We start from the raw sequence: 22097 nt of genomic DNA, 5'->3' as shown, positions 1-22097 counted from the left end.
ATGTATGGTAACCGATGTGGATATATAGTTGGTGAGTCGAGGCTCTAACTCACTTTGGGGCATAAACGGCTTAGTGCTATTGCACTTTATTCCAATGTCTTTTCACTGTAGCAATGCCCAAACCTAATACTTCAGCTACTTTAGATTGCGATAATTTGATTCTCGGTTATTATGCTGTTAACTATGGGTGGCGGTTTATCAGTATTCGCTTTGGAGATGATGCTTAATGCTAATGGCAGTTTTGGTGCAATCTTGTTCAGTGGCTAGCAGATTGGCCTTTACACATGGTAAGTATTTTATGCCCATTACTGTGCACCATAGTCCTAAGAAGTACTGCATATAAAGAATTTGTTGGATATTATTATCACCTGCAAACCAATCGTAGACGTGAACGTAAAGCATTGAAGACCGCTATTAAAAGATTAAAAAAATAATAGCACACAGTAAAAGCAGCTTTAAATAATAACCACAAAAAAGCCTTAATCACGATATATCAGATTAAGGCTTTTTTAATTTCTGAGGTTTAGCGTTTAATCGCTAGCAGCAGAGATGTAATCATGAATACGGTCTTATTTTGAATAAATAAAAGCATACAAGATTTTCAAATACTTATGTCTTCAGTGCGACATAAGTCTATTTTTTCGATGTTGGCCAAACAAAGGGAGCTGGCTTGGTGGAAGTCGTTTCTGCTACTGCTGTATTCTGGGCGAGTATCGCCCTGATTAATTTCCCCGTTTCTTTATGCTTACTACAAAATGTTTTTAGGTATAAAATTTCAACTCTACTGCGTGCCCAAGGGGTTGTACGCAGAAATTTCAAACTTGATTTAAGACGCGCTTTATTGGTAAAACAACGAATATTAAGTAATTCCCCCATCTTATCCCAACCAATTTTCTTCTCTAGCTCGGTTAGAATCTGTTCAAGTTTCACGCCGTGTAGCGGATCATTACTATTATTCATAGTCTACCTAAAATCAAAAAATAGCATTGTAACAAGTTTCCTAAATATTGACAGACTTATGCGTTTAACTCAGGTGAAAGTGCACCAATAACTTTATGGAAAAGCTAATGTACCCAATGAGCTTACTGCAGATCTTTAAAGAATAAGTAAACTAACGTCAGAAATATGCATAATTAAGACAGGAAAATATTGTTAGCATATTAATTCACCATCAATAATAAAGCCCGAATATTTCTATTCGGGCTTTATTTTAAATGATTAGAACTGTGCTATATTTTGGGCTTTAAAGTATGTGAATCGCATCATAGAAAGCGGTATTAGCGCTCATTTGAGCGCCTCTTTTTGTTCATGTTTTAAAGCATGACCATTATTGAAACCTTGTTCTTTTACTATTTTCCAATAACCGAATAGCTGCAAAATACCCCATATAACTTCAGGGACAAAGTAAAACCAAATCACACCAGAAACATTAAAATTCGTTATATAGATAACCATCCATACAGCAAAGATCAGCCTTGCGACTCCGTCATATAGCCCCAGTATAACCATCGGGTAGCAGACCCTTAGAGTCGACCACGTCAAAACCAATGTTGCAAGTAAGCTAACAAATAGTAAGTGAAAGTAGTCAAATTCAGGCACAGTCCCTGATAATGACAAAGTTTCATGGATATATGAAAAATTGCCAATATGCCAGATAGCCCACGCTGGTAATATGAAAGGGATAATTATCACAATGTCATAAATAGCACTCATTCTTAACAATGTACTATAAGAAAGTTTTCTCATCAGGTTAGGTCTCATTAGATTTCAAAATACCAAGCTCCAGAGCTACGTTAGTCATAGCATCGGCTGCAAAGTCTAGCTGTTCTGTAGTGTGACTTGACGTCACGATGAAACGAAGCCTCCCTTCTGTACTGCCCACTGCAGGGTAAGCAATAACGGTAGTGAAAACACCATTATTGAGTAATTCCCGACATAGATCCTGTAACTTTTCATGGTCACTGACATAAACAGGAATAATAGGGCTTGTACTTTCACCTAAATTAAACCCCTTTTCGAGGAGCGCTTGTCTTAAATACGCATTATTTTTCCACAATTTCAGGCGATAAGAGTTATCTGTAGACAGTACTTCTAATGCTTTTTGTGCAGCACTAGTGGATGAAGGGGGCAAAGTAGCCTGAAACATAAACGGCCTTGAGATAACACGCAAATAGTTGATATAACGTTTATCACATGCAACAAACCCTCCTAGTGATGCTGTAGACTTAGATAAAGTCGACATTATAAAGTCTACCTGATTGGTACACCCTTTTTGATGCACTAGCCCTTGTCCATACTCACCATAGATGCCGAATGAGTGAGCTTCATCTACGAATAAATAAAAGTCGTACTTTTGTTTTAGGCGACATATTTCTTCTATGGGGGCTTCTTCACCGCTTAGCGAGTAAACTGACTCAATAATAACAAAAATATTTTTGAATCCCTTTTCAGTTGCGCGGGCTAGTCTCTCTTCTAGCTTAGCTAAACAATTATGCTTAAAGGATCGGAATGGAGCTGATGTGTTCAATATTCCTTCTATAAGACTGGCATGGCACTCTTTGTCAAATATCACATAATCGTTTTTTGTGATAAGAGCACTGATGAAACCAAAGTTTGCAGTAAATCCTGTAGTAAATAACATTGCACATTCTTTTCCTACAAATTCAGCTAAGCTATTTTGTAAAAAATGGTGTGAATCAATTAGACCGCCAGCCATAGCGGAAGTCCCTGTGCCTGTTCCGTATACTTTTGTTGCTCTCACACTTGCCGCAATCACTTCGGGATGTCTGTTAAGTCCTAAATAATGATTGGTGACAAATGAAACACATTCACGTTTGGTATTATTATCTGGGTCACACACTATTGAGTTAGCAGCGTGGCCATGTTCAACATAACGATTGTAAGAAAATAAGTCTTTTTGGATCAGCTTATCTACAGCTTCATCACAGGCTGTCACTTTTTCTTTTAGTGAGATGTCGGATGTCGCAGCTTTTTTTGCAATTAAACCCCAATTAATTGAAGTTGTATCTTTCATAATAAATCCCTTTATATATATGATGTTATATATTTAGCATAACACTTTGGGGATGGTCAATTATTAATACTAAAGACTGGATGTTAACAAGTTGGTGTTGTGGTTGTAAGTTGATAATTCAAAGCCTTTCGTCACGATTGTTTAACGTTGAAAATGCACTTATCTAAGTTAAAACATGAATGAAAGATATTGCCTAAGCCATATTTGGACAAAAACGAGTCAGTGACTTTTGTGATTTAGCTATCCTTGAATAACTTTTTGTATCCCAAAACGTACCAACCACCATTTTCATCGGTGGTCGATTTACAAGAAAATGGACGATAGCTTTCACTCGTTATTTGAGTTACCAGCATTATTTTATGCAGAACTTGCAAGAAAACATTCAGTACATCGCTCATCTCTGAGATATTTTTGCCCCGAAACATTTTAGACTTTCTTAAGACTCTTTATTATCATGGCTGGTTTACCACCGTAAATACTTCCGTATAGTAATCCCTAATTTTACGCTCTCCATAGGTTGGAGCAATACTGTCATTTCCCATAACAGTTAAGAAAAACTCAGCAGCACCACCCCATTTCTCAGGTAGGTGTTTCATTAAACACAAAGTTAAACGCCTTAGACAGTCAGGTAATCGAATAATATTCACGTCTTTATACTGTGCTTCAAAAGCAAACTGTGCAATCTGAGTTATTGTTAATACTTCAGGGCCACCTATGTCTAGTTCTTTCAAGTTAGAATTAATAGCTTCAATACAAAATGCAGCGAGGTCTTCACCATGAATTGGGTTTAACTTTATCGATGAAGAGCCAAACAAGTAAACACTACCTTTGGTTGCCATGTGATAGATTTCTTCTAAATCAGAGAAGAAGCCGTTTGGTCTAATAACGCATGGTTGTAGTCTTTCTGAGCTGAGTAGGCGTATAGAAAACCTTTCTTTAGCTCTCAACATACGAACATTGGAATATTTTGGCGCATTGAGCGCTGAAATATAGATAAATTTCTCAACTCCTGCTTTTTCAGCCTCTAGCAGAATGTTTAGATTGGCTTGGTAGTCGATATCCATATACTTCAAACCATCTTGCTGTCGAGTAATACCTAAGCAAGAGATAACGACATCGACATCATTGCAAATGCCTTCAAGTTGTTGCTGGTTAGTAACTTGCACCTCAATAATCTGTGCTTCATTTACCCCGTTTATTAGTAACTTTTGTTTGTTGCGAGCCAGCGCAACAAAGTCCTGTCCACGCTCTTGTAGTTGCTTAACGATATGTAGGCCTAAGTAGCCAGTCGCACCCACAACTAAAACCTTTTTTGATGTCGTCATCATATTTTCCTTACCTTTTACGGCTAATTACTCCGCTAATGTTCGGCGATACGGTTCTTCTCTTACGCCATGAGAAAGTACTAACTTCATTATGAAAATTGGAGCTATCCACTCAAGACCGACAGGGGAAGGTATAAGCTGAGCAAGAATGATCGATAGCATTACGATCAACAATGCGACAGCGCGTTGTAGGTACAAAGGTATAAAATGAATAAATACAATTGATACCATCATCATGCCATACCAAAAGAAGGCATAAGACCATGCGATGTCAAAACACAGTGGAATCGCAAACAATTGAAAGTGGATAGCTGGGAATAGGAATTTACTTCTAACCAGTTTTCCCAGCCAATTAACATCTAGGTTTTGGTCTGTATAAAGATAACGCTTCATTGAACCAAGCGAGTTTGTTAGCACACCACCAATCATATCCAAGGTTAAAACGGCTGCTACGATAATTTGTAATACACTCCAATCAAGCTCTTTCCACGCAAAAAAGTATAGGATTGCTGGTGCTATGAATGCAGCATAATTTGCAATTGCACTCTCAGCTTTAGTCGCACCATAGCCTGTTGTGAAATTAAACTTCCCGTTGCACTGCCAGTTAATAGGTGCACCTTTTAAGGTTATTTGATCTTTGGTCATGTTGTCCCCTTCATTTGAAATTATTACGGACGAGCAATATACAATCTTATTTAGTCCGACCGGTCCAAATAAGATTAACCGATCAATTTGGATCTTGTCAATGTTTTTAGTCCAACTGGTCTTTTAAATGATGGTTTTTATCGTCCAGTGGACTTTTAAAGGAAATGAGAATATAGTCCTAGGGACTTTAAAAGGGGCGAAACCATGCCAAAAATCGTAGATCGAGAAGCATACCGTAATAAATTAATCACCAAAGCAGTTGATATTTTTTCAGAACACGGGCTGAACGGGTTAGGAATGCGAGGCATTGCAGAAGCATTGGGTGTATCCAAAAGCGCTCTTTATCATTACTTTTCAAGTAAAGAAGAGTTATTTACCGCCTGTACAGAGTTTGTGCTAGAGCCACACTCACTTTATGGCGTAGATAGTACTTCAGCTCTACCTGAAGACAAGGAGCAAGCCATAGTCCAATTGATAAAGACCTTGGATAGCCGTTTTAAGGGCGAAATGACGGTGCTACTGGACTATGTCAAAAATAGGGACAGCCAAGATATAGCGAATGATAAGCTTCTAAAAATGGCTGACAGCAAATTCCTAGCTGAGCTAAATAAAATCGTAGGCAGAGGGAATGCTAATCAGGCGTATGCTTTGTTACTTGGTGGTTTAATGACCCGACTACTAAATGGCAACCAAACCAAAATTGAAGAGATAGCGTCTTGGATCCTCCAACTTTCAGGGGGGGATGCGAGCTAGCGGATATTCTTTTTTGCTCTGGAAAAGGAGCGAATTAGACCAAGGGTACTGACACTTTCTGCCCCGAACCGTTCTACACTCTACTCTACTCTACTCTACTCTACTCTGCCATAACGACAAGTATCGCAAACTCAGCAGCGTCATCCGTTGCTGAATAATCACACTAAGTTATTGATACAAATTACCAGCCACAACGTTCTCTAAGTGGCTTTATGATATTTTCTAAACCAGAGGTATTGAAAACAGCTGTAATGGCGCTTTTATTGTACAACGTTACTTGAGTCACTAACTTAGGAGAATCAAGCATCTCTTTTATGAAAGGAATTGGCTCGTTGTGATATGTGGTATTTTTGTCAGTAGACATACTCCAGTTTTGAGTCATTGCTTTATGCGTACCGACTTGGGTCAGAACCGAAGCTTCGAGACCAAGATAGTCGTTCCAGCCAATATAGAGATCTGTTGTATTATTTTTACACCTTACAACCAGAGAAACCGGTTTACCCCATCGGTTTTTTCCAGAATCAGCATTCAAAGTCAATGTGATGGCCTTAGAACCATCTACGGATACATACCACTTTCCTTTGCCCACGAACGACGCTGGTTTAACTTGACGGACATTAAGCTTTTTAGCTACAGCCAAATTATCAAAACACTCAAGTCTAACCAGATCCCCTTCAACAATAGCGCATTTAGCATATTCTTTTTCAGTTATTGCAGCGCTAGCGTTTGCAGCCAACAACAGTGAGGCTGCTACCAGTAAAATTTGTCTCATCATCTTCAGCTCTATCCTTGCGATGCTTAACGCTTTAATACTCTTTATGAACAATACCTTACCAATTTATTGCTGCAAGGTAAACGGCCAGCGACTATTGATGATTACTCTCGTGCGGTACGCCGCATTTTTGCTTATTTTGACCTTTCATCAGATAAGTTTACGACCTCGAATCTAAGCCTGCAACAATTGCAAAAGACATGACCAAAAGGCAAGTAACCAAATGAGAACAATAGTCCTCACGTACAGATAACGTCGAGCAAATCCATTCAGCTGGTACTGTCATCGCGTTTTTCTCTTTGCTATACTTTTTGCTATACTCTGCCGTCGGCAAACATACTGTCACGACAGTAACTTAAACTCTATTACTCGGCATCACGACCGCATAGATATAAAGGCTTAACTTGGAATTATTAAACATTGACTGCCTTGGCAAATCGCTGCGGCTAGAAGGCTCGCTAGCAGGCTGGCAACAAGTATTTTGGGACGACAAACTCGTGTCGGTGATCAACGCCTCTAGTGACAATGAGGGCAGTAAAACCCATGAATTTGAACTCAACCAACACAGCGATGATACGCAACCACCAGCCAGCATCCTTATAAAGCTAACCACCGAGCTACTCTGGCAACCCTTTAAAATAGACTACGCCTTGTATGTTGATGAACAGCTCATTAACCAAGGCCAGCGCGACACAAAAGATATTGAACGGCAAACCCCGCAACATCCAGTTGTTGCAAAGCAAAAGTTTAGCTTAATTGGTTTAGGCTCGCTGGCGTTAAAGTTATTGAAGAGTGCCAAGGTTATCAAGGTAGTGCTGGCCGGCGCCAGTCTGGCTGCTTATTCATGGCTATTTTCATGGCAGTTTGCCCTCGCCTTGATTGCTTGTCTGGTGTTTCATGAATACGGCCATGTTAAAGCCATGAAATACTTTGGTATGAAGACCAAAGGCATTTACCTGATCCCGTTTATGGGCGGGTTAGCATTAGGTGATGATAAGATTAATACCCGTTGGCAAGATGTGGTGATCTCGATTATGGGCCCCACCTTTGGCTTGCTCATGTCGCTGCTGTCTCTTGTCGCCTACTGGCTAACAGGGGAAATATTCTTTGCCGGACTGGCCAGCTTTAACGCCTTGCTGAATCTATTTAACTTGTTACCGATTTTACCGCTCGATGGTGGCCACATCCTAAAAAGCATTAGCTTTTCGATGAACAGCGTCGTAGGCCTAGTTGCTTGTATCGCTGGAGCCGTGGCCGGGGTATTCATCAGCTATAGCTTAGGCCTAGCCCTGCTTGGCTTCATGCTGTTAATTGGTAGCGTCGAGATCGTATTTGAATGGCGTAGCCGTCATCAAAGCCATTTATTACCCCTCGACAGATACGGGCAGCTGTTTTCCGCTACCTGGTATATGGCAACAGTAGGCGCACTTATTGGCGTAATTTGGTACTTTGCCGGTATGGGCGATGAGTTACTCTCCTTGCCACTGCAGATATTACAAAGCTAATAACCAGCGGTGCCACCAGCCCATTGCGACTTGATTTTCTGCAATGGGCTTCATTGTTCACTCGTTTACATAACCCGTCATTTCCACAAACCCCTCTCCGTCATGAGAACCTTTAAAACTGACCATTCCCTCAAAATATTCAATACCAAAGCGCATGATCTGTTGCTGATTAATCACAGCCACGCGTAAATCAACATTTAAACCAATACTTTGTTTTTCTACTTGTAAGTCAAATGCATAGGGATAATCTAGCCTATCGTTAACATGACTGACCAACTTAATATTATTCGCATCAAGAATATCAATAGCGCCATTAGTATGCATCAAGCTACCATAGATAAAATCCTGTTCAGAAGAGCGAATACGGTAAATCATCAAGGCTTTATCTGTTGATACACGCAAAGAAAACCAGTCCCACCCCAGCTGATCTTGCGCGAGCATTGCCGATCCCCACTCGCGGTCAAACCAAGCCGAACCAGTCACATTGAGCCATTGTCCTTGCCATAATATTTTACCTTCTACGTCGATAAAGGGCTGAGAATAATAATGGCTCGCGATCGCCTCACGCTGATGCTTTTTACTATAGCCCTGCTCACCTTGCAGAAAAAATGGACTCGCAGTCACTAGCGATAATTTTACCTGCCACGCTTCATTATCGGTACGCGCAGATCCATAACTGAGCTGCGCAGGTAATAATGCCGCCGACGACTGCCATAACCAATCATCAATTGCAGCAGAAAAAGGTTGCTCAGTAATAGCCACATTAGCAAACTCTTCCCTTCCCTGACGAAAGGCAGCAAGATGCACCTTAGTATCCGCCAACGCACCATGAGCAAAATACCACTGCGCCTGATTAACCGCGGTACGGAATAACGTCCATTGCGTAGCAAAAGGTATTCCGGAGTCACTCTTTAAATTAGCCGTTAAGTACCACCATTCATGGCGATAATCTTTATGTGGCGAATGTGCTTGAGGAAAACGAAACTGATGCTCAGGTAAGGCCTGCGCATATTGTAGTTCCTCACCTTCTCCGACTTTAAGCGGACTTTTATTCAGCTCAGGTAGTGTTTTGACTTGTTCGCCACAGGATAATAATAAGAGTACGACTAATACTACAAACACGAACAATTTAAACATTTTACGTGGTTTCATCTGCGACTCCTTAAATTCAATTTAAACAGCGGAATACCGAGTGCTGGCAATAAGAATAACAATCCGAATATGCTGCTGACAGCAAAGGACCCCACATTGAAGATCAGTGGCATTGACCAACCAAAAGAAGCTGGTAATGCCTGACTCACCAACGCATGGGCTAATATTGTGGCGATTGGCCAGCTTAAAAGTACGCAGCCCACAGCAAGTAAGCACCATTGCATCAGCATATGAACAAACAGCTCGGCCTTGCTATAACCCAAGCTGCACAAAATGTATAAATCGGCTTTACGTGCCAGCTCTAAACCATTAGCCGATAAAAACAGGCCAAAGCAAGCAATCACCAATAATATAACCGCAATCAACTGCGTTAATACAAAGGTCTGTGCAAATACCTTCAGCGCTATTTTTTTTACTTGTGAGGGTTCATAGATTTGATCATCAGCCAATCCCAACGCCAAGCCCACAGCTTGTTTATCGATAACAGTACCGGAACGAAAATACACACCGAAACCACTATAAATCCAGCCCGTAAATGACCGATTAGCTTGTGCGGTATCTAACGTCAGTGAAAAACCCGGATAGCCATATTCATAATAAATACCTTGAATGGGACAGCTGTATTGCATATCCCCTTGATGAAAATGAATTAATTGATCAACGGCCAATTGGCGTTTAAGCGCGAGCTGTTCATTAATAAAGCACCCCTGCTTAATCTTAGTCGATAACAACTTTAATAATAGCGATGACAGCTGTTGGGGTGACTGATAACTGGATACTTTAACGGCGTCATTCTCTACCCTCGCCCAAGTATGCTGATGCAGAGTATATTCATCAATATCATTGTTATTTTGCAGCCAATCTTCCACCTGTGGTTTTTGGCCATGATGATAACGGATAAGTAAATCTGCACTTAATTGTTGATCAAGAAAGCGCACAAACGCCCCCTCAAAACTGTGTACCATTAAAGCGGCTGCAATACTGGTTGTTAACGCAAGATAAAAAGCAGCTAGAGGTAAGTAACGTCGTCTGATCTGATTACTGGCATCTTGAAAAATATAGTAAACCCGGAAAGCGTTAAATCCAAAAGACCTCACACACAGCCCAATTAAAAATAACATGCCTTGTAAAAAATGGGGTAAAAACACCACACTCGCGCTCAATAACAGGCCATACTTAACCATGATCTGATACCAACTTTGGCTCGGCCACCCGCTAAATAACAGCAATAGAATAACCGCTCCCGCTAACGTGACCAATCGAGGAAGGTAGCCTGTTACCGTACTTGTAGAAAAAGTAACATGCGCAGTACTGATCCGTTTAAATTGTTTTGTTAATGCCAGTAATACCGCAACAGATGAAATAAGCAACGCCCATAATGCGTATTGCCATTGCCAAGCAAAGTGACCGCTCATATTCAGCGAATAAAGCTGGCTAAACGTGAGGCCCAATAAGGGCAACAACACAGTCACCAACGCGACGGCAATCAATACCCCGACAATACTGGCAACAAACACCAGAAATAACGCTTCAAGCAACATGGCTATTTTGATCGTATGTAGTGCAACCCCCAACAAACGTAACTGCATCGCTAATTCAGCACGTTTATGCCAAGCCTGCTCACCAGCCTGAAACGCAATAAACATACTGACAATAAATCCTAAAACAGCCAATGCCATTAAGTTAAGGTGCAGCGCATCGGCAAATCCACTGCGTTCTTGATATGACCAAGGTTCATTGAGGGATAAATGCGCGGGCAATGCAGCCTCTAACGCCTGCTTCTGCGGTGCTGTCAATGGCGCCACCATTAACGCGCTAAAATCAATCTGCTGGGGAAATAACTGCCAAGCGAGTGCAATATCAAGCAGTGCAACCCGACCCCATTGTTCGCTTGTGGTTAAACGAATGGGAATGGGGGTTTTGTCAGCCAATATCAATACAGAATTAACGTCGGGGTTGATATCGATATCAACATCCAGTGACGCCAAATGCGCTTTAGTGAACAAAACGGCTTGATGATTGAATTGGACAGGATTAGCAATACTCAGCCCTAGCATATCAATAGCAAGGAACTTCAAACGTTCGCCATTCGCAAGATTCTTTCGAAATGTTAATACTGGCGTAATGTGAGTGAAGCCTTGTCTGCGCAAGTGAGCAAAGTCACTCTTACTCACTCGACCACCTTGCTCAGCGACAATATAAAAACCGATAGGACTCGTTAACTGTGCATTGGCTTGGCTATATTGTTGTTTGCTCGCATGATTTAAGACCAGAATACAAAGCAAGGTGCTGGTAGCGATGGCTAAGCTGAAAATGAAACCCAAATGTAATAAGCGATGATGATTATATTCTGCAATCTGGGTTTGTAATGCCAGCCACAATTCTTGCCCGTCTACTCTGCGGATGAAACTAATAGCATTACCATCCGTCATCGTCTCTACCGCCCCAACTCGATTATCTCTATTTATAGACGTGGTTGATTAAGCTTAGCTGACCATCCGCTAATTGATAGATCTTATCCATTTTGGCCGCAACGTTATAGCTATGAGTAACCAGTACGAGTGCGGTATTGTGGGATTTAGCTAATTTAACTAATAATGCCACGACACGGCTACTATTATCGTCATCGAGATTACCCGTTGGCTCATCGGCAAGTAATAATTTAGGTTGTGCACTCATCGCTCTGGCAATCGCCACACGTTGTAACTCGCCACCAGAAAGCGTCGAAGGATATTGATTTAATAAAGAGTGGATGTCTAACTGTTGAGCCAAGTTATAACACAGAACAGTATCGTAGCGCCCAGCCAAACGGGCACTAAAAGCAATATTGTCCTGAACCGACAAACTCGATAATAAATTATATTGTTGAAAAATGATTCCTAACTGTTTCTTTCTCAGTTCACTGAGCTGCTGTTCACTCGCCTGTGCCAGTTGAACCCCTGCAAGCGTGATCTGTCCTTGCTGTATCGGCTCTAACCCAGCAATAAGATTAAGTAAGGTAGTTTTACCGCTGCCACTGTCCCCCATCAGGCCAATACATTCCCCTTCGCCCACGGCTAAGCATAGATCTGACAACAACTTTCGCTGGCCATGGCCGTCCGAGACCTGGTGGCTAAGAGCCTCAATGGTTAATGGCACTGTTACTCCTTTTTGAACTTTCACAGGAAAGACATCACTTTGCGTGTGTCGCTAATATTAACGACACACGATTGATACATTATATTGTTTAATTATCTTCTCTTAAGTCTAGCGGTTGATGTACCTTTAGCTGGAACAACCTCTGCACCACCAATGATATTCACGTTGTCATAAGCAAAGCGAATTTCTCTTGTCCGCCGTTCAATAGCTTGCGGTAAACTAGATGAATTAGACAATAACTGAACGATTTGTTTACGAAAACGATATATTTGAATGTTGATATGGTTCTCACTCTGCCCCAAGATCTTACTCAGTAACTCTTTATCAATCCAGCCTTGCTCATCAGCCCTCACCCCTTTAATAGCGTCATCGAGACGTTTTCTAGCCAGGATTAACATTAAATAGTGATGATTGCGTTGCCCTAGATCGAACACCTGGCCACCCATCGTTAATTTCATCGCAACATGTTCTTCATTTTGACTAACCATGAATTGTATTGATACTTGTTCAACAGTTTCAAGATCAGACACATCATTCTGCAACCTTTCAGCTGTAGAACTGGCGCCAATAAAAAGCCAAACTTGTGCTCGTCGACTAACCAGTTCAGTCACTTTTGGTACCCTAGCCGGTAACCCAAGTGTAACCAATATTAATAAGCTATTTGGCGAAGACAGCTCAACAATACGCCATCCTTCTCCGGACAGACTGCCGAAATTAATCAAATCATTCAGATGTAAATGATACTCACGTCCTCCGTGAATTCGTTTGCCATTAACATAAGTACCATTACAACCCAAATCTTGCAGTACCCACACACTCCCATTCCAAAAAATTGTTGCATGCATACAAGAACTATCTGGCTCGAACAATAATGAATGTGGCGCATTAAACTGCCTACCAAAGAGATGCTGTGGCATCAACGTAACTTTCTCTTCAGTATTAATATTGATAATTTTTGCCATAAAAAATTCCATCTATAATTATTAATTTAATCGTATCCGTTACATACATAATTCTGTGCCAGCAGCCAATTCAGCACGGTTTCGCCCTTTCGCTTTAGCTCTGTACAACGCTTTATCCGCACGAGCAAACAAGGTATCCAATGTATCTTCACATTGAAATTCGGCACTGCCGATACTACAAGATAGATTAAACTCGGATAATGAATGGTTTATGGTTACCGCATTTTGAATCCCCTGTGCAAAGCATGAAATGAAATGTTTATCCACACCATTAATCAAAATAGTAAACTCATCTCCAGCGAATCGAAAAATTTGTACTCGTTCACTACTGAACTTCAATAATAGTTGCGCAAAGTTGGCTAGCACAAGATCCCCTGTTTGGTGGCCATATTTATCGTTGACCCATTTAAAGCCATCAAGATCAATGATAAGTAATGATAAGTCCAATTGTTTTTTATGACTATTTTCGGATAATTGTTGAAAGCAATGCTCAAATTTATTTCTGTTAGCGAGCCCTGTCAAGCTGTCTTTGAATGCCAGTAACTTCATTTTCTGATATTCCAGCGCATTATATAATGGATTGCTCAACACCTTAGACAACTGGGTTAATAACGCTTGTTGTACCATGGTTAGACGTTGTTCTAAGTCGCACTCTAACTGACCAAAAACATAGTCGTTATTAAATAAATCTAACCTTAAATTAACATTATCGGGAGCAGATATTTCAGCTGTCAAAATATGACGTCCAGTATGAAATTCAAGATGACAGAGAGGTATATATTCACGGACGCTTTGCTTAAAAATAGTCAATAAGACTTCAGGATCTAGACTGGATTGTAATTTACTCGCTAAATTGACATAGGCTCTTTCTGCTACTTTTGATTTGATCAACATATTTAACAATAGCGGGTGTGTGAAACTAAGATTAAATAACTTATACGATAACCAAGTGTGTGCTGTCATTACTATTATCACCAACTTCTATTTTCAAGTCAGTAATATTAAGCATCTGACTTTCCTCGGGTTATTATTAAAATAATAACAGGACTCATCACTGTTTTTATACCAGTTGCCAAAAAGCAAACTATATAAACAGTTTAAATGCAGATTACCACTTTTGAGTTCTAAAAAATATTACAGCTTATTACACTTATCTTATCCCATCCCAAACTTAGGCACCGTAATTCAGCCCATAACGTATTAACAGTTATAAATCCAGTATGAATAAATTCACAAATGATTTTTTTGATACAGGCTTACATCTGGATAATAAAATTACGATCTGTGATTACTATTGACCAAACACTAACCGACAATGAGAATCATTACCATTTGCATTTACTGGGTGTCATATTTTTAGTATTATGCAGCCCAATCATTAACAAACGGAGAAAAATGATGTTAGGTTTTAATCTTAAAATCGCGCAAAAGAGTTTGCTATGCATATTATTAGGCAGTGCTTTTAACTTGCAGGCAGAAGTTGTCACGGTAACAGATATTGCGGGTCGTCAAGTGAGCATTGACAACGAAAAAGTTAACCATATTGTTTTAGGTGAAGGTCGTTTAGCTTACTCGCTTGCCGTTTTGGATAAAGAAGCCCCCTTATCTCGGGTCGTTGGTTGGAAAGATGATCTGATTAAGTATGATCCAGATGCTTATAGAAAATACAAAGAAAAATTTCCCGAAATAACCAAAATAGCCAATCTAGGTAGCCCCTACTCTGGCGATTTAAACTTAGAAAAGCTCATTATTTTAGATACCGATCTTTTTATCCTAAATTTAGGTAATTTACTAAAAGCACAAGAAAGTGGATTACTAAAAAAACTAGATAAAGCGGGTATTAAAGTTGTATTTGTCGATTTTCGTCAACGCCCGACACAAAATACAATTCCCAGTCTATTACTCTTAGGTAAGGTACTAAATAGAGAAAAACAAGCCAACGAATTTGTTGATTACTATATTCAACAAATGCGTAAAGTAAGCAGCGTAGTACAGACAAAGAAACTAGAAGAACGCCCGCTTGTTTTTATTGAGAAAGCTGCCGGTTACGATGCCGATGCATGTTGTAGTACGTTCGGTAATGCTAATTTAGGTAAGCTAATTGATGAAGCTGGCGGTATTAACTGGGGAAGTCGTAAATTCCCAGGTTACTCTGGTAAAGTCAATCCTGAAGCGCTTTTCACTGATGATCCAGATATCATTATTGGTACCGGAGCCAACTGGGCTGAGGCTAATCCAAATACAGCGGCAGTGTTATTCGGTTACGAAGCCACTGAGGCATTGGCACAAAAACGCTTAAAAGCACTATCAGAGCGTAAAGGTTGGTCGGCACTAAAATCGGTTAAAAACAAAGAATTTTACTCTATTTATCATCAATTTTATAACAGCCCTTATCACTTTATCGCCCTACAAACCTTTGCAAAATGGTTTTACCCCGAGGATTTTAAAGACTTAAACCCTCAGGCTAATTTCAAAGAATTACACGATAGATTCTTGCCCATTGATTTAACCGGTGTTTTTTGGACGAAACTAGATTAACAATAAAATTAAATTAAATTAGTTTTCAATATATGACGAGCTATCAGCATAGCTCGTCCTTTGTTATAGAAAGGCCTAAAATGCACCAACTAAGTTATATAGATAACGGTTTAAACGCCACGAATCAGTACCAGAAACGTTCGATAAAAAAAATTCGTCTCATCGGATTAATTTCGGGATTATTACTTTTAAGTGTCTTGGTTGATATTGCCACTGGCCCGGGCAATTTTCCTCTAACAACAGTATTAGATGTCATTTGGGACAAAACGTCACACGGTATTAAGCTTGAGGTGATTATCTGGGACTACCGCATGCCTGTAGCGCTCACCGCACTGGTCGTTGGCGCGATGCTTGGTATGGCAGGCGCTCTGATGCAAACTATCTTAAACAACCCACTGGCAGAACCTTTTACCTTAGGTATTTCGTCTGCCGCCAGCTTTGGTGCTGCACTGGCTATTGTGATGGGCGTAGGGCTAGCCCCTAATGTCGGTTCCCTATTGGTGACTGTAAATGCCTTTATCTTCGCACTTTGTACTTGCGCTGTACTGTTAGGAATGACGCGTATTAAAGGCGTTGGTACACAGACCATAGTGTTATTTGGTATTGCGATATTTTTTGCTTTTAATGCACTGTTAGCAATGATGGAGTATTCTGCATCAGAAACCCAGTTACAACGTATTGTGTTTTGGATGTTAGGCTCTCTCGGACGTGCTAGCTGGCAGCAGCTCAGCATGGGGTCGTTAATGATGGTGATTGTTCTACCATTTTGTATGTCTCGAACCTGGCGACTTACAGCCCTTCGCCTTGGTGATGAAAGTGCAATAAGTATGGGAGTAGATGTCAAACGACTACGTATAGAGATCCTAATTTGCATATCTCTATTAGCCGCAACAGCGGTAGCATTTGTCGGTATTATTGGTTTTGTCGGGCTAGTCGGACCGCACATTGCAAGAATGTTAGTCGGTGAAGATCAACGCTATTTCTTACCTTTATCAGCGATGCTTGGAGCAACCATGTTGTCGATCACATCGATTGTCAGTAAGACGCTGACACCGGGTATTATTTATCCAGTTGGTATCATCACTGCACTTATCGGCGTACCCGTATTCTTGATTATTATAATCCGTAATTCAAAGGAGCGATTCGAATGAGTTTAGTGCTAGATAATTTAAATGTTAATTATGGCAGTAATGAAGTATTAAAAAATGCTTCTATCAAAAGTTTAAACACAGGATCATTCACCTGCTTACTTGGTCCCAACGCAGCCGGAAAGTCGACATTATTCAAGGCTATTGCTGGATTGGTAAAACCATCATCCGGAAGTATTTTTTTAAATGATGTAGATATATCAACATTAAGCAGAAAAGAGCGAGCGAAAAAAATTGCCTATTTACCGCAATCTTTTCACTCTAATGTATCTTTGACTGTATTTGAAAGTATTTTATTGTCATTAAAGCACCAATCAACCTGGCGGGTAAAACAAACTGACTTACTTCAAGTATCCACAATCTTAGAACAACTTTCTATCTCAGCATTAGCCGATAGGGATATTTGTGATTTAAGTGGCGGTCAGCAACAAATGGTCGCGATGGCAAGAATTTTAGTACGTTCACCCGAAGTTATTCTTCTCGATGAACCAACCAGTGCCTTAGATCTACACTATCAATTATCGATTCTATCTGCAGTCAAAGAACTTACTATCACCAAAAAAATAATCACGGTAGCTGCGTTACATGATTTGAATCTAGCTGCTAAATTTTGTGATCAACTGGCTCTATTAAGTGATGGCCGGATAAAAACTCAAGGAGAACCTGAAGACGTACTCGGGTTATCAGTATTGGCTGAAGCCTACAAAGTAACAACCTCGTTAGAATTAACATCAGGCGGTTATTTGTATGTTGATGCTCAGTTAGCTGGTTAATGTTTTAGGACTAATCTAAAAAAAGCGACTCTAAGAGTCGCTTTTTTATTTACACTTATTGTTATTTAAGTACTATTTTTTCTTCGCTGGACGACGGCGACGTGGTGGTTGTGAGCGTTTTGGTACATAACCTAAGATAGACTCAGGGATACCAACTTTCGCTTCAAAACCTTCAACTTCTTTACGATCGATAACATGGTCTAGCAATTGTTCGATAGCGCATAAGTTACGGAAATCATCACGAGATACAAATGAAATCGCTTCACCTGCTGCACCAGCACGACCAGTACGACCAATACGGTGAACATAATCTGCTGCTTCTTCAGGTAAATCGTAGTTTACTACGCGGTCTAAATCATCAATATCAATACCACGAGAAGCAACACCAGTAGCGACAAGTAAGCCAAGATCACCGGCTTTAAATTCTGCTAGTAACTGCTCACGCATCGCTTGGCTACGGCCACTGTGGAATGATTCAGCTTTAATGCCACGCTTTTCAAGTTGGCTTACTAACTTAGCAGCACCACGTTTTGTTTCAATAAAGATTAACGCTTGCTTCCAGTCATTTTCAATAATCATGTGGCTAAGCAATGCCGATTTTACATCTTTATCAACAACAGTTAACCACTGGTCAATCTGTTGTGCAGTTGTATGCTCTGGTTCAATCGAAATTTCCATTGCATAGTTAATTGCTGTTTTTGCCAAGAAACGTACTTGACTAGACAAAGTAGCTGAGAACAGTAAGTTCTGACGTTCTTGCGGTAAACGCTCGATGATTTTGTTGATATCGTTAACAAAACCCATGTCTAACATTCTATCCGCTTCGTCGATAACTAACACTTCTAGTTCGTCAAAGTGAAGCGCACGTTGATGAGCCATATCTAATAAACGACCAGGCGTCGCAACTAGAATATCAACACCTTCAATAAGGCGTTGTTTTTGTGGTTCCATATCAACACCACCGTACATCGCCATAGATGTAAGGTGTAAATTTTTACCGTATTGCTCAACGTTTTCTGCTACCTGAACTGCCAGTTCACGAGTTGGTGTCAAGATCAGCGCACGAATACGTTTAGCACGTAGTGTATGTTTGTGGCTGAACATTTGTAATAGTGGTAATACAAAACTTGCTGTTTTACCCGTTCCTGTTTGCGCTGCTGCAATCAGGTTTTTACCCGATAAAATAGCCGGAATTGCTTTTTGTTGAATCGGCGTTGGTTGCTCGTAGCCTAACTCAGCTACTGCTTGGGTAATTAATTTGTTTAATCCAAACTTAGAAAATGGCATTTGTAATCTCAGGTATTTGATAAATAAGTAAAATAGGTAAACTGTTAGGATTGGAATAAGTAACAGTTGGATATTGGCGTGCATTCTAACACGAAGCGAGGACTAGCGGGATAATTTAACGTTTACTGCGTTTATTTCGATACATGCACCTATCCGCTTGCTCAATCATATCTTCAAGCACTGTTATCTGTCCATTATTAAATGTTTGGCAACCATAACTAACCGATGTTACGCCACCTACATCGAATTATGGATAAATGACTCGACGTTTATGTCATATTATAAATAAGTGTTTAAACGAATATGAATCAATACCTTTTCACCATTAACACAAAGAGCCCTTAAGTTATGTTTGATGCCATTAAAGAATTCATCAACCCAAGTGAAAATGCCAATTTATCAAAAGCATTCGAGTATCAAAATACGCACTTACCAACATTATGGTTACTGGGTAAAACAGGCGCAGGTAAATCGTCATTGATCCAAACGATTACTGGCGATAGTGATGTTGAGGTAGGTAATGGTTTCGAACCTTGCACAATGACATCACACGCTTACAGCTACCCTAAAGCGACCCCTTTACTGCGTTTCCTTGATACACGAGGATTATCAGAGGCGGACTACGACCCGGCTGAGGATATTAAGATCAGTGCGCAACAAGGCCATGCTTTACTTGTCATAGCCAAAGCTGAAGAACCGGAACAAATCGATGTGCTTAATGCACTAAAAAAGATTAAAAAACAAAATTCAATCAAGCAGATTTTAATCATTCATACAGCCGTTAAACAACTCTGTGCTGATGAACAAACCAAAACAGTACAATATAACCAACAGCAATTTGAAAAAATATGGGGTGATGAACTGCCCTACCTTGAAGTCGATTTTGAACTCGCGAACGGCGACACATTTGGCATTCCAGCTTTAAAAAATAAGCTAACGGAATTACTGCCAATTATCCAACAGTTTAACGACGTACAACAACACGCGGACACAGAAAGTGCTAATTTTCAAACGTTAAAAACAGAAGTACTCTGGTATGCAGGTTCGGCTGGGGCAGCAGATGCAATTCCTGCTGTTGGATTGGTTGCAGTGCCGAGTATTCAGGCAAAAATGCTACACAGTTTAGCTAACCAATACGGTATCGATTGGAATAAACAAGCTTTTGCAGAATTTATCGGGACCTTAGGTTCGGGTTTTGCTTTCCAATATGCATCGAAGTTCGGTATTCGCCAATTAGTAAAATTAATTCCAGCTTACGGGCAAACCATTGGTAGTGCATCTGCTGCCGTGATCAGTTTTGCATCTACGTATGCCATTGGCCGTGCGGCTTGCAAGTACATGTATCACAAAAGCAAAGGGGAAACGGTGTCGAATAAAGACATGCAAGCGGTATACAAGGACGCACTATCAAATATTAAAGAGGTAGCGAAAAATGAAACGCGTTAAAAATAGTATCGCACAGCTTAATAACCTCTCGGCGGGTGTAACAACTGTGCTTACATTAGCGGTATTCCTGCCCATACTTGTACTGTGTGGCTTTGGTTTATACGCCATTATTCAATATGGTTACACCCTGCAGTTTGCAATTGTATTAGTGGCTACATTTCTCATCTCTTATATCCCCCTATTACTATTACGTCGAAAGACACAAGTGAAAGTCGCTGAATTGCTCATGTCTGAAGACCGTTTATCTGAAGGAAGAAACCCAGAAGGCAGCTTAGTGAAATCCTCTGCCGATTGGTCTGATGCCGAAAACGCCATTTGGCAACGTCTTAACCAAAAGATTGAAGCGCAGCTCGCCGAAAATGATGAATGGGGCTCGTTAAAAACACACGGCCTTGTTATCGCAAATACCACAGCCCAAGCGTTTTCCCGTGCTGACTTTCAATTTTCAGTCACCGACGGATTAAAGCTATTAGAAGAAGTAAGCCGTCGCTATCGCGTCATTCTCAAAGAAAACGTACCCTTTGTTGAAGATATTAAAGTCTCTCACTTAAAGTTTGCTTATGATCATCAAGATCAAATTGAAACCGGCAAACAAGCCGCAGACTTACTCAGTAAAGCGTATCGTGTTTATCAATTCATCAACCCTTCAGCGGCGATAGCGAAAGAAGTGCGTAACAAGTTACTCGGGGATATGGCTGGTAATGTCGGTGCCAATTTACAACTCAATATAAAAAAAGCGTTTCTACAAGAAGTCGCGGCAGTTTCAATTGATTTATACAGCGGTCGTTTTTCTATTGAAGAAAGTGACATGAACAAAAGCACGATCGCAGAGGAAGATGAAAATCGTCAGCCAGAGCAGCTTGAACCCTTACGTATTGTGGTAATCGGGCAAATCAGTGCCGGTAAGTCGTCGCTTATCAACACGATAAAAGGGACCCTTGATGCAGAAGTAAGCGCACTCCCCTCCACCAGCGAAGTACATGTTTATAGTTGTGTAGTGGGTGATATTGAAGTGCTAAACTTGGTGGATTTACCCGGCCTTGATGGTAGTGAAAAAACCAGCAAAACAGTGCTTAAACATGTAACCAATGCGGATATGGTGTTGTGGGTATTAAAAGCAAACCAATCATCACGGCAACTTGATCGTCAATTCATGCTTCGCTTAGATGAGTTTTACGCGCATAAAGACAACTTACACCGTAAAAGACCTGTATTCACGGGTATTTTAAACCAGGTGGATAAGTTAAAACCCTTGGCTGAATGGTCACCACCGTATGATTTAGCCCAGTCCGACTCAGCAAAAGTAGTGACGATTAACAAAGCGATTGATTACAACCAAAAGTTACTTAACTTCGATACTATCATCCCGACTTCGTTTTCAACTGAATCGAAGACGTGGGGACAGGAAAGTCTAGCGCAACTGATTGCCAATAATGTGGATGAAAGCATTAACGTGCAACGTAATCGTCAACGTTTAGAAGGGAGAAATAACGGTGCATCTGAACAATTAAAACGTGTCTTTAAAGGCGGGAAAAGCTTATTTAAAACCTTATTTAAATAATGTAGGGAGGATGACGACTCCCCCCGTATTAATGTGTAATGCAGAGCACTTGAGTTGA

The 22097-nt window shown here is 40.4% G+C and carries 19 protein-coding genes; 7 read left to right on the top strand and 12 right to left on the bottom strand.

Going from position 1 to position 22097, the window contains the following annotated elements; translation table 11 throughout:
• Positions 1–633: 633 nt before the first annotated feature.
• The 5 genes from HWV02_RS08620 to HWV02_RS08600 form a co-directional block, all read right to left on the bottom strand.
• A complete protein-coding gene (locus HWV02_RS08620; RefSeq protein WP_211679294.1) occupies positions 634–960 on the bottom strand; it encodes a VF530 family DNA-binding protein in 327 nt (108 codons plus the stop codon).
• Positions 961–1284: 324 nt separating this feature from the next.
• Positions 1285–1746: a hypothetical protein gene (locus HWV02_RS08615; RefSeq protein ID WP_211690188.1), complete on the bottom strand. Its 462-nt coding sequence runs from the start codon at positions 1744–1746 to the stop codon at positions 1285–1287.
• Positions 1747–1750: 4 nt separating this feature from the next.
• On the bottom strand, positions 1751–3034 hold the full coding sequence (locus HWV02_RS08610; RefSeq protein ID WP_211690187.1) for an aminotransferase class I/II-fold pyridoxal phosphate-dependent enzyme: 1284 nt from the start codon (positions 3032–3034) through the stop codon (positions 1751–1753).
• Between the two features lie 452 nt (positions 3035–3486).
• Complete coding sequence (locus HWV02_RS08605; RefSeq protein ID WP_255550626.1) at positions 3487–4362, bottom strand: SDR family oxidoreductase; 876 nt, start codon at positions 4360–4362, stop codon at positions 3487–3489.
• A gap of 24 nt (positions 4363–4386) precedes the next feature.
• Positions 4387–5004 carry a hypothetical protein gene (locus tag HWV02_RS08600; protein WP_211674954.1) on the bottom strand — a complete coding sequence of 206 codons (618 nt, stop codon included), beginning with the start codon at positions 5002–5004 and terminating at the stop codon, positions 4387–4389.
• Positions 5005–5208: 204 nt separating this feature from the next.
• Between HWV02_RS08600 and HWV02_RS08595 the strand changes: the two genes are divergently transcribed.
• Positions 5209–5757 (top strand): TetR/AcrR family transcriptional regulator, encoded by a 549-nt coding sequence (locus HWV02_RS08595; RefSeq protein ID WP_211679290.1) that lies wholly within the window; start codon positions 5209–5211, stop codon positions 5755–5757.
• Positions 5758–5938: 181 nt separating this feature from the next.
• Here HWV02_RS08595 and HWV02_RS08590 read toward each other — a convergent pair whose 3' ends face one another.
• Positions 5939–6532, bottom strand: a complete 594-nt coding sequence (locus HWV02_RS08590; protein ID WP_211690186.1) for a type VI secretion system-associated protein TagO — start codon at positions 6530–6532, stop codon at positions 5939–5941.
• A gap of 401 nt (positions 6533–6933) precedes the next feature.
• On the opposite strand from HWV02_RS08590, the gene HWV02_RS08585 reads away from it, so the two are divergent.
• Positions 6934–8034 (top strand): site-2 protease family protein, encoded by a 1101-nt coding sequence (locus HWV02_RS08585; RefSeq protein ID WP_211679288.1) that lies wholly within the window; start codon positions 6934–6936, stop codon positions 8032–8034.
• Positions 8035–8091: 57 nt separating this feature from the next.
• On the opposite strand, the gene HWV02_RS08580 is transcribed toward HWV02_RS08585, so the two are convergent.
• From HWV02_RS08580 to HWV02_RS08560, 5 genes are all read right to left on the bottom strand, one after another.
• Complete coding sequence (locus tag HWV02_RS08580; RefSeq protein WP_211679287.1) at positions 8092–9186, bottom strand: lipocalin-like domain-containing protein; 1095 nt, start codon at positions 9184–9186, stop codon at positions 8092–8094.
• On the bottom strand, positions 9183–11618 hold the full coding sequence (locus tag HWV02_RS08575) for an FtsX-like permease family protein (protein WP_211690185.1): 2436 nt from the start codon (positions 11616–11618) through the stop codon (positions 9183–9185). The genes HWV02_RS08580 and HWV02_RS08575 overlap by 4 nt, the downstream gene beginning before the upstream one ends.
• A gap of 28 nt (positions 11619–11646) precedes the next feature.
• Positions 11647–12324 (bottom strand): ABC transporter ATP-binding protein, encoded by a 678-nt coding sequence (locus tag HWV02_RS08570; RefSeq protein WP_211679285.1) that lies wholly within the window; start codon positions 12322–12324, stop codon positions 11647–11649.
• A 92-nt stretch (positions 12325–12416) separates the two neighbouring features.
• Positions 12417–13286 carry an FHA domain-containing protein gene (locus HWV02_RS08565; RefSeq protein WP_255550625.1) on the bottom strand — a complete coding sequence of 290 codons (870 nt, stop codon included), beginning with the start codon at positions 13284–13286 and terminating at the stop codon, positions 12417–12419.
• Positions 13287–13325: 39 nt separating this feature from the next.
• Positions 13326–14249 carry a GGDEF domain-containing protein gene (locus HWV02_RS08560; protein ID WP_211690183.1) on the bottom strand — a complete coding sequence of 308 codons (924 nt, stop codon included), beginning with the start codon at positions 14247–14249 and terminating at the stop codon, positions 13326–13328.
• Between the two features lie 432 nt (positions 14250–14681).
• On the opposite strand from HWV02_RS08560, the gene HWV02_RS08555 reads away from it, so the two are divergent.
• From HWV02_RS08555 to HWV02_RS08545, 3 genes are all read left to right on the top strand, one after another.
• The gene (locus tag HWV02_RS08555; RefSeq protein WP_255550624.1) at positions 14682–15824 is read left to right on the top strand and encodes an ABC transporter substrate-binding protein; all 1143 of its coding nucleotides are present in this window, start codon (positions 14682–14684) and stop codon (positions 15822–15824) included.
• Positions 15825–15904: 80 nt separating this feature from the next.
• Complete coding sequence (locus tag HWV02_RS08550) at positions 15905–16975, top strand: iron ABC transporter permease (protein WP_211690182.1); 1071 nt, start codon at positions 15905–15907, stop codon at positions 16973–16975.
• On the top strand, positions 16972–17745 hold the full coding sequence (locus tag HWV02_RS08545) for an ABC transporter ATP-binding protein (RefSeq protein ID WP_211690181.1): 774 nt from the start codon (positions 16972–16974) through the stop codon (positions 17743–17745). Before HWV02_RS08550 ends, HWV02_RS08545 begins: the two co-directional genes overlap by 4 nt.
• A gap of 72 nt (positions 17746–17817) precedes the next feature.
• Here the strand turns inward: HWV02_RS08545 and HWV02_RS08540 are convergent, their stop codons facing one another.
• On the bottom strand, positions 17818–19032 hold the full coding sequence (locus HWV02_RS08540; protein WP_211679282.1) for a DEAD/DEAH box helicase: 1215 nt from the start codon (positions 19030–19032) through the stop codon (positions 17818–17820).
• A 348-nt stretch (positions 19033–19380) separates the two neighbouring features.
• On the opposite strand from HWV02_RS08540, the gene HWV02_RS08535 reads away from it, so the two are divergent.
• Positions 19381–20478 (top strand): YcjF family protein, encoded by a 1098-nt coding sequence (locus HWV02_RS08535; protein WP_211690180.1) that lies wholly within the window; start codon positions 19381–19383, stop codon positions 20476–20478.
• The gene (locus HWV02_RS08530; protein WP_211690179.1) at positions 20465–22039 is read left to right on the top strand and encodes a GTPase family protein; all 1575 of its coding nucleotides are present in this window, start codon (positions 20465–20467) and stop codon (positions 22037–22039) included. Before HWV02_RS08535 ends, HWV02_RS08530 begins: the two co-directional genes overlap by 14 nt.
• The last annotated feature ends 58 nt before the right edge of the window (positions 22040–22097 follow it).

The sequence above is a fragment of the Moritella sp. 28 genome (assembly GCF_018219435.1).
In the GTDB taxonomy this organism is placed as follows: domain Bacteria; phylum Pseudomonadota; class Gammaproteobacteria; order Enterobacterales; family Moritellaceae; genus Moritella.
Note: the sequence above shows the minus strand (reverse complement) of the source record. Positions and strands in the feature narration are given on the sequence as shown.